At 69.9% G+C, this 11,825-nt stretch carries 12 protein-coding genes and 1 pseudogene; 10 read left to right on the top strand and 3 right to left on the bottom strand.

Annotated features, from left to right (window positions below):
• The first annotated feature begins 32 nt into the window (after positions 1 to 32).
• On the top strand, positions 33 to 398 hold the full coding sequence (locus tag QEG98_RS22290; protein WP_228557904.1) for a DUF4870 domain-containing protein: 366 nt from the start codon (positions 33 to 35) through the stop codon (positions 396 to 398).
• A gap of 82 nt (positions 399 to 480) precedes the next feature.
• Here the strand turns inward: QEG98_RS22290 and moaA are convergent, their stop codons facing one another.
• The 3 genes from moaA to thiO all read right to left on the bottom strand — a co-directional run bounded on the left by moaA (position 481) and on the right by thiO (position 4,142).
• Positions 481 to 1,485 carry a GTP 3',8-cyclase MoaA gene (gene moaA / locus QEG98_RS22285; RefSeq protein ID WP_141589997.1) on the bottom strand — a complete coding sequence of 335 codons (1,005 nt, stop codon included), beginning with the start codon at positions 1,483 to 1,485 and terminating at the stop codon, positions 481 to 483.
• A gap of 56 nt (positions 1,486 to 1,541) precedes the next feature.
• Positions 1,542 to 2,777 carry an HD-GYP domain-containing protein gene (locus QEG98_RS22280; protein WP_090490660.1) on the bottom strand — a complete coding sequence of 412 codons (1,236 nt, stop codon included), beginning with the start codon at positions 2,775 to 2,777 and terminating at the stop codon, positions 1,542 to 1,544.
• Positions 2,778 to 3,023: 246 nt separating this feature from the next.
• A complete protein-coding gene (thiO, locus tag QEG98_RS22275) occupies positions 3,024 to 4,142 on the bottom strand; it encodes a glycine oxidase ThiO (protein WP_316562739.1) in 1,119 nt (372 codons plus the stop codon).
• A gap of 301 nt (positions 4,143 to 4,443) precedes the next feature.
• On the opposite strand from thiO, the gene hisG reads away from it, so the two are divergent.
• The 9 genes and pseudogenes from hisG to hisIE all read left to right on the top strand — a co-directional run bounded on the left by hisG (position 4,444) and on the right by hisIE (position 11,627).
• Positions 4,444 to 5,304, top strand: coding sequence for an ATP phosphoribosyltransferase (hisG, locus tag QEG98_RS22270; RefSeq protein ID WP_316562738.1), 861 nt, complete (start codon positions 4,444 to 4,446; stop codon positions 5,302 to 5,304).
• A pseudogene (hisD, locus tag QEG98_RS22265) lies at positions 5,301 to 6,612 on the top strand (histidinol dehydrogenase). Before hisG ends, hisD begins: the two are co-directional and overlap by 4 nt.
• Positions 6,609 to 7,646 (top strand): pyridoxal phosphate-dependent aminotransferase, encoded by a 1,038-nt coding sequence (locus QEG98_RS22260; RefSeq protein WP_316562737.1) that lies wholly within the window; start codon positions 6,609 to 6,611, stop codon positions 7,644 to 7,646. Before hisD ends, QEG98_RS22260 begins: the two are co-directional and overlap by 4 nt.
• Positions 7,643 to 8,236, top strand: coding sequence for an imidazole glycerol phosphate synthase subunit HisH (gene hisH / locus QEG98_RS22255; protein ID WP_316562736.1), 594 nt, complete (start codon positions 7,643 to 7,645; stop codon positions 8,234 to 8,236). The genes QEG98_RS22260 and hisH overlap by 4 nt, the downstream gene beginning before the upstream one ends.
• Positions 8,233 to 8,949 (top strand): 1-(5-phosphoribosyl)-5-[(5-phosphoribosylamino)methylideneamino] imidazole-4-carboxamide isomerase, encoded by a 717-nt coding sequence (locus QEG98_RS22250; RefSeq protein WP_316562735.1) that lies wholly within the window; start codon positions 8,233 to 8,235, stop codon positions 8,947 to 8,949. The genes hisH and QEG98_RS22250 overlap by 4 nt, the downstream gene beginning before the upstream one ends.
• On the top strand, positions 8,946 to 9,482 hold the full coding sequence (locus tag QEG98_RS22245; RefSeq protein ID WP_090490653.1) for an imidazoleglycerol-phosphate dehydratase: 537 nt from the start codon (positions 8,946 to 8,948) through the stop codon (positions 9,480 to 9,482). Before QEG98_RS22250 ends, QEG98_RS22245 begins: the two co-directional genes overlap by 4 nt.
• Positions 9,479 to 10,243: an imidazole glycerol phosphate synthase subunit HisF gene (hisF, locus tag QEG98_RS22240; protein WP_410477824.1), complete on the top strand. Its 765-nt coding sequence runs from the start codon at positions 9,479 to 9,481 to the stop codon at positions 10,241 to 10,243. The genes QEG98_RS22245 and hisF overlap by 4 nt, the downstream gene beginning before the upstream one ends.
• The gene (gene hisN, locus QEG98_RS22235) at positions 10,240 to 11,019 is read left to right on the top strand and encodes a histidinol-phosphatase (protein ID WP_090490651.1); all 780 of its coding nucleotides are present in this window, start codon (positions 10,240 to 10,242) and stop codon (positions 11,017 to 11,019) included. Before hisF ends, hisN begins: the two co-directional genes overlap by 4 nt.
• Positions 11,019 to 11,627 (top strand): bifunctional phosphoribosyl-AMP cyclohydrolase/phosphoribosyl-ATP diphosphatase HisIE, encoded by a 609-nt coding sequence (gene hisIE / locus QEG98_RS22230; protein WP_316562734.1) that lies wholly within the window; start codon positions 11,019 to 11,021, stop codon positions 11,625 to 11,627. Before hisN ends, hisIE begins: the two co-directional genes overlap by 1 nt.
• Positions 11,628 to 11,825: the final 198 nt, after the last annotated feature.

Raw genomic sequence — 11,825 nt, 5'->3', positions numbered from 1 at the left:
GATTTTCAATGGAGACTCCGCCGCAGGAGCAAATGGGTTCGTTCATCAGTGGCACGCCGATGCCGACCCAGGATGAGAAGACGATGGGGCTGCTCGCTCACATGGGCACCATCCTGGCCAACTTCGTGGGCCTGGGCTTCGCCGTGCCGCTGGTGCTGATGCTGACGAAGGGCAAGGAGTCCTCCTTCGTCCGCGCCCACGCCGTGGAGTCGCTGAACTTCCAGATCACGATGTTCATCGCGGCCTTCGTCAGCGCCATCACCGTGTGCATCGGCATTGGCGCCGTCCTGTTGCCCATCGTCGGCATCGTCGCCATCGTCTTCGCCATCATCGCGGGCCTGAAGGCGAACGAGGGCCAGCTCTACAAGTACCCGGTCAACATTCGACTGGTGAAGTAGCGCGCCACGCGGGGCCGGCGGAAACGGTCCAGGAACACTCGGGCGGGCCAGGCGCGAAGGCGCGGGCCCGCCCGTCGTGTTTTCAACCACCAATGCCCATCATGGACAGCAACGTGGCGCCGTTGCCGGGCTCGGTGAAGCGGTGCCCTTCTGGCTTGTCGCCCAGCGCCTGGCGGATGGCCACGGCCAGCTCCACGTCGCTGGCGCCGCCGCGGATGAGCTGGTGCAGCGGCGCCTGCGCCCGGCCGCCGAGGCAGCTGCGCAAGTCGCCATTGGACGCCACGCGCACGCGGTTGCAGGTGCCGCAGAAGTTCTGGGTGAGCGGGGAGATGAAGCCCACGCGGCCTCCGGGCGCACGCCAGTAGCGTGCCGGTCCGGCGGCGTCGCCCGTGTCATCAGGCTCGGGTTCCAGCGGCAGCCCTGACGCCTGGAGCCGCTCTACCAGCTCCGCGGTGGGCACCGGCGTGCCCTGACCGAAGGGCATCAGCTCGATGAAGCGGGGCGTGAAGCCGCGCGCGTGCGCATAGGCGATCAGGGCGGAGGCTTCCTCGTCGTTCACGCCCCGCATGACGACGACGTTGAGCTTGAGAGACGCGTAGCCGGCGCCCGCCGCCGCGTCCACGCCTCGCAGCACCGCGTCGAAGTCCCCCTGCTTGGAGATGCGGCGGAACGTCTCCGCCAAGAGGGTGTCCAGGCTCAGGTTGAGCTGGGTGACGCCCGCCTCGCGCAGGGGGCGGGCGAGCCGCTCCAGATGGCTGGCATTGCTGGTGATGGCCAGGTGCTGGATGCCGGGGACCGCGGCGATTCGCCGGGCGATGTCGAGGATGTCCGGGCGGATCAACGGCTCGCCGCCGGTGAGCCGCACGCGGCGGATCCCCATGCGGGCGAAGACGGAGGTGATCCGCTCCAGCTCCTCGGGGCCCAGCAGGTCCCGCTTGCCACCCCACGAAGCGGGCGAGCAGTAGCTGCACCGGAAGTTGCACCGGTCGGTGATGCTCAGCCTCAGGTACGTCATCCGCCGCCCCTGCGCGTCCAGCAGAGGCGGCGCCAGCGCGGAAGGCGGGGGCTGGAGGGCAGGTGTCGTCACGGCGGACCTGTCCTCATAACAGCCGCCCCCCGTGCGGTCATCTCTTCCAGCCAGGCTCACCCCTTGTTGCCAGCCGCCGAACGAACGACGGCGGACTTGGGCTCGTCCTCGTCGCTGGCGGAGTGGCCCGGCACTGCGGCGTCCACGTCGTCGTCCAGATCCGTGAGCCGGGCCAGCTCCGCCTCAGCGTCATGGGCGTCCTGCTCGGCCTGCGGGAGCTGGAGCTTCTTCGTCGCCATCTCCTGCTTGATGCGGATCAGCCCCTCCTCGCCAATGTCGAGGAACGCCCGCACGACCTCCGGATCGAACTGCGTGTTGGCGCAGCGTTTGATCTCCTGGATGGCGTTGGTGAACGTCGTGCCCTTGCGGTAGGGCCGGTCGCTCGTCATCGCATCCAGCGTGTCCGCCACGGCGAAGATGCGCGCGCCAATGTGGATTTCGTGCCGCTGGAGGTTGCGCGGATAGCCGGCGCCGTCCCAGCGCTCCTGGTGCGAAAGGACGATGGAGGCGGGCGTGTCCAGGAATGGAATGGCCTGGATCATCTGGAAGCCGATGTCCGGGTGCTTGCGCATCTCCAGCCACTCGTCCGGGGTGAGCTTGCCCGGCTTGAGCAGCACCGCGTCCGGCACGCCAATCTTCCCGATGTCGTGCAACAGCGCGCCGCGTCCAATCTCCTCCAGCTCCTTGCCCTGGATGCCCATGCGCTGCGCGATGGCGGACGTGTAGCTGACCACGCGCTGGGAGTGGTCGCTCGTCTCGTGCTCGCGCGCGTCCAGGGCGGCCACCAGGGCCAGCAGCGTGTTCTGGTACGTGTTGGCGATGTCGCGCAGGGCGCTGCGCAGCTCGGCCGTCCTGTCCCGGACCTTGCGCTCCAGCTTCTTCTGGTAGCGCTTGCGGGCCATCTCGATGCGGCGCTTGGCGAGCGCCCGCTCGATGGCCCGGATGAGGTCCGTGAGCTTGGGTGGCTTGAGCAGGTAGTCCACCGCGCCGCGGCGCAGGCAGTCCACGGCCGACTCGGTGTCACCGTAGCCCGTGAGCATGATGACGGAGGTGTCGGGGAGCCGCTCGCGGAGGTTCTCCAGGAGCCAGAGGCCGTCCTTGCCCGGCATCTTCATGTCACTGATGACGAGCGGCGTCTCCTCCTCGCCCGCCAGGTCCAGGGCCATCTCGGCCCCGTTGGCGACGACACAGTTGTAGCCTTCCTCACGTAGCAGGACAGAGATGACGTCTCGTACGGAGTCGTCATCATCGACGATGAGGATTCGGGGTGGGGCAGGGGGGATGGCTTCCACAGCGAGCGATTCTAGAGGTTTCCGGGATTCATTGGCCAACGAGTACGGGAATTTACCATCGGATCAGGGTTCACGGCTGATCGAATGAGGGGCCTGGCGAGGGGACGACCCCTGGCGGTGGGTGGGACAGGCAGGCGCCGCGTCATGTCCGCCCCTCTGAATTCGGCGGCGGGACCGCCCGCCCGCTCGTCCCCCCTGGGCCCGAGGAGGCAGGGGGCGGCTCCTCACCCTTGACGTCGGGTTGCGTCAGGTGTGCGGCTGGGCGAGCGAGCGGTCGTACCGGAAGGGGGTCAGGTCCACGGCGGGCCGCTTACCCAGCACGGCCTGCGCGACGAGCTTCGCGGTGATGGGGGCCAGGAGGATGCCGTTGCGGAAGTGGCCGGTGGCCAGGAAGAGCCCGGGCACGGGGCCTTCACCCAGGTAGGGCCGCTTGTCCTCGGTCCACGGCCGGAAGCCCGCCCACGTCTCCGTGATGGGCGCCGAGCCCAACTCCGGGCACAGCTCCAGGGCCATGTCGAGGATGCGCGCCAGCCCCGCCGCGGTCACCTGCTTGTCGAAGCCCACCAGCTCCATGGTGCTGCCAGCGATGACCCGGCCGTCCGCGCGCGGCACCAGGTAGCCCTTCTCGGACGTGACGATGCGGTCCAGCAGGGGCAGGCGTGTCTGGAATTGAACCATCTGCCCGCGCGCGGGCCGCACCGCCCGGGCCTCCACGCCGGCGCCGTGGACCAGGGCGGACCAGGAGCCCGCGGCCAGCACCACCGCGTCGGCGCGCAGCAGCTCGCCGTCCAGGTCCACGCCCACCGCGCGGCCACCCTCCTGCACCACGCCGCGCACGTAGCCGCTGCGGAACTCCGCGCCCAGCCGGGCGGCGGCCATCGTCAGGGCGCGCACCAGGAGCCGGTTGTCCAACTGGTGGTCGTCCGGGAAGTGCGCGGCGCCCACGGCCTTCGCGGACAGGCGTGGCTCCAGGGCGCGGGCCGCGGCGCCGTCGAGCAATTCGGCCCGGAGGCCCATGCCACGCTGCCACGCCACCGTGGCGTCCAGGTGGTGGAGGCTGGCCTCGCTGAAGGCGACCTTGAGGATGCCGCAGGGCCGGTAGGCCACGTCCACACCGGACAGCTCGCGCAGCTCGGCGGCGAAGGCGGGATAGAGGCCGCGGCTGCGCAGGCACAAATCCAGGAAGGCGCCCGGACCGTCGGACTCCATCTGGGGCGCGAGCATTCCCGCCGCCGCGCTGGAGGCCTCCGCGCCTGGAATGGAGCGCTCCAGCACGACGACGCGCACTCCGGCCTGCCGCAGCCGCAGCGCGATGCCGCAGCCCATGATGCCCCCACCCACGATGATGACGTCCGCGACTTGCATGGGCGCTTCCTGCTCGCCCGCGCGGGTGTTTGCAAGCGTTGCGCGGGCGCTCCCGGGGCCCGGTTGACGGCGGGGCGCTTTGTCGTTACTCATGCTGCGATGCTCTTCGCGTCCCTTCACCATCACCATGCGCATCATCGGCTCGGCCCCGACGGGACCGTTCGCCATGCGCATGCCTGGGTGAGACGCTAGACGCACCACCCACCTCGGCACCTGCCGCAGCGACCGAAGGCCCGTCCCCCCAGGACGGGCCTTTTTTCGTTTCCGCGTCGTTGGCTCCTCGCAGTCTCGAAGGTCCCTCATGTTGCTGAAGATTGCTCTGCCCAACAAAGGCCGCCTCTCGGACGAAGTACGGGAGTTGTTCAATGACGCGGGGCTGGAGGTGCGGGCCCGGGGCGAGCGCGCGCTCACCGCGTCATTGGGCGGAGAGTTCGAGGCCATCTTCGTCCGCGCCCAGGACATCCCGGAGTTCGTGGCGGACGGCGCCGCGCATGCGGGTGTCACCGGTTGGGACCTGGTGTGTGAGTCCGGACGTGAGCTGGACCTGCTGATGGACCTGGAGTTCGGCAGGTGTCGCCTGGTGGTGGCGGCGCGGGAGGAGGGTGGCTTCGCCTCGCCGGAGGACGTGAAGGAGGGCATGCGGGTCGCGTCCTGCTTCCCTCGGCTGACGCAGGAGTTCTTCGCCAGGCGCGGGCAGCGGGTGGCGGTGGTTCCGGTGTCGGGCGCGGCGGAGATTGCGCCCCACCTGGGCATCGCGGACATCGTCGTGGACCTGACGTCCACCGGCTCCACGCTGAAGATGAATGGCCTGCGCGAGGTGGGCACGGTGCTGGAGTCCAGTGCGCGGCTGGTGGCGTGCAAGGGCAATCCGGTGGACACCCAGCAGAAGCTGGCCGAGCTGAAGCAGGCGCTGGGCTCGGTGTTGGCGGCGCGCGACAAGCGCTACCTGATGGCCAACGTGCCGAAGGATTCGCTCATCCGGGTGCGCGAAGTCCTCCCGGGCCTCAATGGTCCCACCGTGGTGGACGTGCTGAACGGCGGTGACTTCGTGGCCGTGCACGCGGTGGTGCAGGCGAAGACCATCTACCGCACCATCAACGCGCTGAAGGCATTGGGCTGCGAGGGCATCCTCGTCACCCGCATTGAAAGGTTGATGGCGTGACGGCCTTCCTTGCTTCGTCGACCCTGAGGTACCGCGGTCCCCTGTCCGCGCTTGCTCGGGAGGACTTCCGGCGTCTGCTGGACCGCGCGACTGGATCCGATGCCCGCGTCGCGCTGCGCGTGCGGGAGCTCATCGCCCGCGTGCGAGCGGAAGGAGACCTGGCGCTCTTCGAACTCGCGCGGCAGTTCGACCGCGTGGAGCTGACGGCGCTGGAGGTTCCGCGAGAGGCCTGCGCCGCGGCGCTCGCCGGTTTGGAGCCAGCGGTCAGGGACGCGCTGGCCCGGGCGGCTCGGAACATCGCCCTGGCGCACGCGCCGCAAAGGCCGCAGCTGGTGGAGGTCGAAACCGAGCCGGGCGTGCTCGTGGGGCGGCGGCCGGATCCGCTGGGCCGCGTGGGGGTGTATGCCCCAGGAGGCCGCGCGGTGTACCCCAGCAGCGTCCTGATGGGCGTGGTGCCCGCGAAGGTGGCGGGCGTGGGCGAGGTCATCGTGTGCTCGCCGCCGGGGCCGATGGACTGCCACACCCCAACGTGCTGGCGGCGGCATCCCTGGCGGGCGCGGACCGCGTCTTCTCGCTGGGCGGCGCGGGCGCGGTGGCGGCCATGGCCTATGGCACGGAGAGCGTGCCGCGCGTGGACCGCATCGTGGGGCCGGGCAATGCCTATGTGGCCGAGGCCAAGCTGCAGGTGGTGGGCGCGGTGGCGATTGAAGCACCCGCGGGCCCCAGTGAAATCCTGGTCGTGGCCGACGACACGGCGAACCCTGCCGCGGTGGCGCGGGAGATGCTGGCTCAGGCGGAGCATGATCCGGAGGCGGCTTGCGTCACGCTGGCGCTGGGCGACGCGCTGGCAGACGCCATCGCCGCGGAGGTGGAGCGGCAGGCCGAGCGCGCGAAGCGGTGGGAGATCGTCACGTCGGCCCTGGGCTCTCGCGGCGCGGTGCTGACGGTGGCGTCCCTGGAGGATGCCGGCCCTTCGTGGCGGACTTCGCTCCGGAGCATCTGCTCATCGCCACCGCGTCGCCGAGGGAGGACCTGGGACGGGTGCGCAACGCGGGCACCGTCTTCCTGGGTGAGCGCTCGTCGGTGGCCTACGGCGATTACATGACCGGCTCCAACCACGTGCTGCCCACGGCGGGGCTGGCGCGGGCGTACTCGGGACTCAATCTGCTCGACTTCTACCGGTGGACCACCTACCAGCGCGTCGCGCCCACGGCGGCGGCGTCTCTGGCGGAAGACGTGGGGCGGCTGGCCGACAGTGAAGGTCTCTTCGCGCACGCGGACGCCGCGCGCGCCTGGGGGCAGCCATGATTCCCAGGCGGGCTTCGTACCGGGACATTCCGCTGTACGCGCCTACGGAGCGGCCGTGCCGGGTGGACCTGAGTGACAACACCAACCTCTTTGGCGTTCCGCCCTCCGTGGAGCGGGTTCTTGCCACCACCGTGTCCCGCGTACCGCGTTATCCACGGGGGTATGCCCCGGACCTGCGCCGGGCGCTGGCTGCGTCCATTGGCGCGGCGCCCGACGAGATAACGACGGGCTGTGGCTCGGATGACGTCATCGACTCGGCGCTGCGCGCCTTCTTGGAGCCCGGGGACACGCTGGCCTATCAGGACCCGACCTTCGTCATGGTGCCGCTGTTCGCCAAGGTGAACGGACTCGAGGGCGTGCCGGTGCCGTTGAAGCCGGACTTCGACGTGGATGCGGACGCACTGCTCGGCACGGGGGCGAAGGTCATCTACCTGTGCTCGCCCAACAACCCCACAGGCACCGCGCTGTCGCGGGCGGCGGTGGAGCGTGTCGCCGAGGACGCACCCGGCATCGTCATCATCGATGAGGCCTATGCGGACTTCGCGCCGGGGAAGGACTTCCTCGACCTGGCGCGACGGCGGGCGAATGTCCTGGTGACGCGCACCTTCTCCAAGGCTTTCGGGTTGGCGGGGCTGAGAGTCGGGTGGGGCGTCGGATCACCCGAACTGGTGGCGGAGGTCGAGAAGGCTCGCGGACCCTACACGCTCACCAGTGTCGCGGAGGCCGTGGCCGTCTCGGTGCTGAATGGTGACGCGCACTGGGTGCGAGCCCGTGCGGAGGAAGCCGTCGCCTGTCGAGAGCGGCTGCGCGGCGAGTTGGTGTCGTTGGGTCTGACGCCTCTGCCATCGGAAGCCAACTTCCTGATGGTGCCGCTTCCGGGCGCGCTGGCGGTCGCGGAGCGGATGCGAGAGCGGGACGTGAATGTGCGGGCGTTCCAGGCGCTGACGGGCGTGGGTGACGCGCTCCGAATCGGTGTGGGGCCCTGGCCCTTGATGGAGACGGCGCTGGCGGCGCTGCGGGAGGCGCTGCGATGAGAGTCACCTTGTTCGACTACGGCGCGGGCAACCTCCACTCGCTGGCCAAGGCGCTGGCCACGGTGCCGGGCGCTGAGGTGCGCACCCAGGAGGACCCCTTGCGTGCGCTGGACACCGACGTGCTGGTGCTGCCGGGGGTGGGCGCATTCGGTGCGGCGGTGGCGCGGCTCAAGCCGGGGCGTGAAGCCATGCGCGCGGCACTGGAGCAGGGCCTGCCGTGTCTGGGCATCTGCCTGGGCATGCAGTTGCTCTTTGAAGGCAGTGACGAAGGCGAGGGCGCCGGCCTGGGCTACTTCGCGGGCCGGGTGACACGGCTGGCGGCGAAGCGAGTGCCCGAGATTGGCTGGAACCAGGTCGAGGACGAACGCACGCTGACGGGGGCGCGGCTGGACACCGTGTACTACGCGCACAGCTTCGTTTGCCGCGCCGCGGATGCTTCGGTGGTGACGGGGTGGACGACGCACGAGGCGGACCGCTTCCCGGCGGCGGTGCGCAGGGGACGGGTGGTGGGTGTGCAGTTCCACCCGGAGAAGTCCTCCACGGCGGGCGTGCGCTTCGTGCAGGACTTCCTGCGGGAGGTGGCTCCGTGATTGCGATTCCAGCCATCGACCTGCGCGATGGCGCGTGTGTCCAACTCGTGGGCGGATCGTACGCGGCGGAGAAGGTCCGGGTGGAGGACCCGCTGGATGCATTGACGCAGTGGCGCCGTCACGGCTTCCGTGCGTTCCATGTCGTGGACCTGGACGCGGCGCTGGGCAAGGGCTCCAACGCGGACGCCATCTTCCAGCTGACGGCCCACGAGCGAGGGCTCACCTTCTCCGTGGGCGGCGGCGTGCGCGATTCCGACCGGGTGGAGACCGTCCTGTCGGGCGGCGCCGAGTTCGTGGTGGTGGGAACTCGCGCCATCGAAGACGCCGGCTGGCTGGCGGACATCGCGAACCGCTTTCCCGGCCGCGTGGTGGTGGCCGCGGACGTGAAGGGGCGCGAGGTGGTGACGCGAGGCTGGACGGCGGGAAGCCATCGCGACATCCGGGAGGTGCTGGCGGCCTTCGAGCCCTTGCCGCTGGGGGGCCTGCTCGTGACGGCGGTCCACAAGGAGGGCCAGTTGTCGGGAGTGGACCTGCCGTTGATGGGGGAGGTGGCGAGCACCAGCCGGCACCGCTTGTACGCGTCGGGGGGCGTGACGACGATGGAGGACCTGCGGGCCCTCGCGGCGGCGGGCGCATACGGGGCCGTCATTGGCATGGCGCTGTACACCGGAAGGCTGGATGCGAGCGCAGTCGCTCGGGAGTTCGCGGGATGACCACTGTCATTCGGGAGACGAAGGAGACGCAGGTCCGGGTGGAGCTGTCGCCGGGCAAGGGCGTCACGAACGTGGACACGGGGTTGAAGTTCTTCGACCACATGCTGGCCACCTTCGCGCGCTACGCAGGGCTGGACCTCTCGCTGCATGCGCGAGGGGACCTCACGCACCATGTGATGGAGGACGTGGCCATCACGCTGGGCACGGCGGTGCAGCAGGTGATTCCCGCCACGGCCGCGCGCTTCGCCGAGCGCACCATCCCCATGGACGACGCGCTGGTGCAGGCCTGCCTGGATGCAGGGGGGCGCTTCTATTACCAGGGCCCGTTGAAGAACCGGCTCTACGAGCACTGGATGCGCTCGTTCAGCGAGCACGCCCGGGTGACGCTGCACCTTCGGGTGCTGCGCGGAAAGGACAGCCACCACGCGACGGAGGCGTCCTTCAAGGCGCTGGGGCTGGCGCTGCGGGATGCCATGGTGGACTCCGGCTCGGTGTTCAGCATGAAGGGCTCCGTGTCCCTGGAGGTGAAGTGATGCTCACGCGGCGGCTCGTCGTCTGTCTGGACGTGAAGGGCGGACTCGTGGTGAAGGGCGTCCAGTTCGAGGGACTTCGCGACGTGGGTGACCCGGTGGAACTGGCCCGGCGCTACGAAGCGGAGGGGGCGGATGAGCTGACGTTCCTCGACATCTCCGCCAGCGCCGAGGAGCGGGACACTTTGTGGGAGCTGGTGCGGCGCACCGCCGAGCAGCTCTTCATTCCCCTGGCTGTCGGCGGCGGGGTGCGCACGGTCGATGACGTGGGCCGGGCGCTTCGAGCGGGCGCGGACAAGGTGAGCATCAACTCCGCGGCGGTGACCAATCCGGCGCTGCTCACCGCATGTGCGGAGCGCTTCGGCGCGCAGTGCGTGGTGGCCAGCATCGACGCGAAGCGAGACGGCGACCGCTGGCGCGTCTACACCCATGGCGGCAGGAAGCCCACGGACCTGGACGCGGTGGCCTGGGCGCGTGAGTGTGTGGCGCGCGGGGCAGGGGAAGTACTCCTCACCAGCATCGACCGGGATGGCGCGCGGACGGGCTATGACCTGGCGTTGACGCGGGCCGTGTCGGAGGCGGTCGATGTGCCCGTCATCGCCTCGGGCGGCGCGGGCAGCGCGGCGCACGTCCGGGATGCGTTCCAGGAGGGAGGCGCTGATGCGGCCTTGGTCGCGGGCATCCTTCACGACGGCCTCACCACCGTGGGCGCCATCAAGGCGCTGCTCCGCGAGGGCGGCCTTCACATTCGGAGCCTGGCATGACGGACTCGGGGAATCTGATGCAGGCCGCCGCCGAGGTGGCGCGGATAGCGGGAGACGCGGCGTTGGGGTTCTTCCGCGGTGGCATCGCGGTGGACACGAAGTCGGACGGCTCTCCGGTGACGGTGGCGGACCGCACGGCGGAGTCCCGTGCGCGCGAGTGGCTGGAAACGCGCTTCCCTCACGACGGCATCCTGGGCGAGGAGTTCGGCGAGACGCGTCCGGGCGCGAAGCGCCGGTGGATTCTGGATCCCATCGACGGGACGAAGACGTTCATCCGCGGTGTCCCCCTGTGGGGCACGTTGGTGGCGCTGGCGGAGGGGGAGCGCATCCTCGTGGGGGCCGCGTACTTCCCCGCGGTGAGTGAGTTGCTGGTGGCGGCGCCGGGGCGGGGCTGCTTCTGGAACGACCAGCGCGCGGCCGTGTCCACGCAGGCGGAGCTGTCCCAGGCCGTGGTGCTGTCCACGGATGAGCGCTTCCCGGTGTACCCGGAGCGCGGGGCCGCCTGGCGCGCGCTCGCGCGGGATGCGGCCGTGGACCGTACCTGGGGGGATTGCTATGGCTACCTGTTGGTCGCCACCGGGCGCGCGGAGGTCATGGTGGATGAGCTGCTGTCCCCCTGGGATGGAGCGGCCTTGCAGCCCATCATCGAGGAAGCCGGCGGTGTGTTCACCGACTGGACGGGGCGGCGGACCGCGTTCGGCGGAAATGGAATCGCCACCAACGCGGCCCTGGCGCGCGTGGTGCGGGAGCGGCTCGGTGCCGTGGAGACACGCTGATGCTCGACCTGGACGCGCTCGACTTCGCGAAGGGCAACGGACTGGTGACGGTCGTCACGCAGGACGCGAGCACCGGTGACGTGTTGATGGTGGCGCATGCGGACCGGGAAGCCCTGGAGCGCACGCTGGCCACGGGGGAGATGCACTACCGGTCGCGCACGCGCGGCCTGTGGCACAAGGGCGCCACCAGTGGAAACGTCCAGCGCGTGGTGGCGCTCCGCGCCGACTGTGACGGTGACGCGGTGCTCGCGCGCGTGAAGAAGGCGGGCCCCGCGTGTCACCTGGGGACGGAGACCTGCTTCGGCCCGGGCCGTTGGGATGCACTGAGTGCGTTGGATGACACGCTCGCTCGCCGCGCCGCACCGGTGGAGTGGCCCGATGATGCACCTCCGAGCTACACGCGCCGCCTGCTGGAGGACCGCAACCTGCGCTTGAAGAAGTTGGGCGAGGAGGCCGCGGAGTTGGTGACGGCGTGCGCGGACGTGGATCCGTCACGCGCCGCGGAGGAAGCGGCGGACGTGCTCTACCACGTGCTCGTCGCGGTCCGGCCCCTGGGCCTCTCGCTCGACGACGTGAAGGCAGTGCTCGCTCAGCGCGCTTCGCGCTGATCCACCGCGCATGTCCGCTGTACGACAGGATCCGGTGAATCCTGGAGATGACGCGGGCGTATACGTGTTTTCCCTGAGTGTCCGTGTCGGTCCGAGTGGATTTGTCCGTTTCCGCTGCAGGACAGAACCGCGGTGCCGGGCCAAATGAATGCCGGTTCAGGTGTCGTGCACTTCAACGAATGGAGTGTTCCTGCTACA

The organism is Myxococcus sp. MxC21-1 (genome assembly GCF_032612255.1).
GTDB classification, from domain to species: domain Bacteria; phylum Myxococcota; class Myxococcia; order Myxococcales; family Myxococcaceae; genus Myxococcus; species Myxococcus virescens.
The sequence above is the reverse complement of the archived record's forward strand: the minus strand, read 5'-3'. Positions and strand labels throughout refer to the sequence as shown.

Excerpts from the sequence above, each read along its gene's own strand:
- QEG98_RS22290 (WP_228557904.1), top strand. The coding sequence starts at position 33 with ATGGGTTCGTTCATCAGTGGCACGCCGATGCCGACCCAGGATGAGAAG.
- thiO (WP_316562739.1), bottom strand. The coding sequence starts at position 4,142 with ATGCAAGTCGCGGACGTCATCATCGTGGGTGGGGGCATCATGGGCTGC.
- hisG (WP_316562738.1), top strand. The coding sequence starts at position 4,444 with ATGTTGCTGAAGATTGCTCTGCCCAACAAAGGCCGCCTCTCGGACGAA.
- QEG98_RS22260 (WP_316562737.1), top strand. The coding sequence starts at position 6,609 with ATGATTCCCAGGCGGGCTTCGTACCGGGACATTCCGCTGTACGCGCCT.
- hisH (WP_316562736.1), top strand. The coding sequence starts at position 7,643 with ATGAGAGTCACCTTGTTCGACTACGGCGCGGGCAACCTCCACTCGCTG.
- QEG98_RS22245 (WP_090490653.1), top strand. The coding sequence starts at position 8,946 with ATGACCACTGTCATTCGGGAGACGAAGGAGACGCAGGTCCGGGTGGAG.
- hisN (WP_090490651.1), top strand. The coding sequence starts at position 10,240 with ATGACGGACTCGGGGAATCTGATGCAGGCCGCCGCCGAGGTGGCGCGG.
- hisIE (WP_316562734.1), top strand. The coding sequence starts at position 11,019 with ATGCTCGACCTGGACGCGCTCGACTTCGCGAAGGGCAACGGACTGGTG.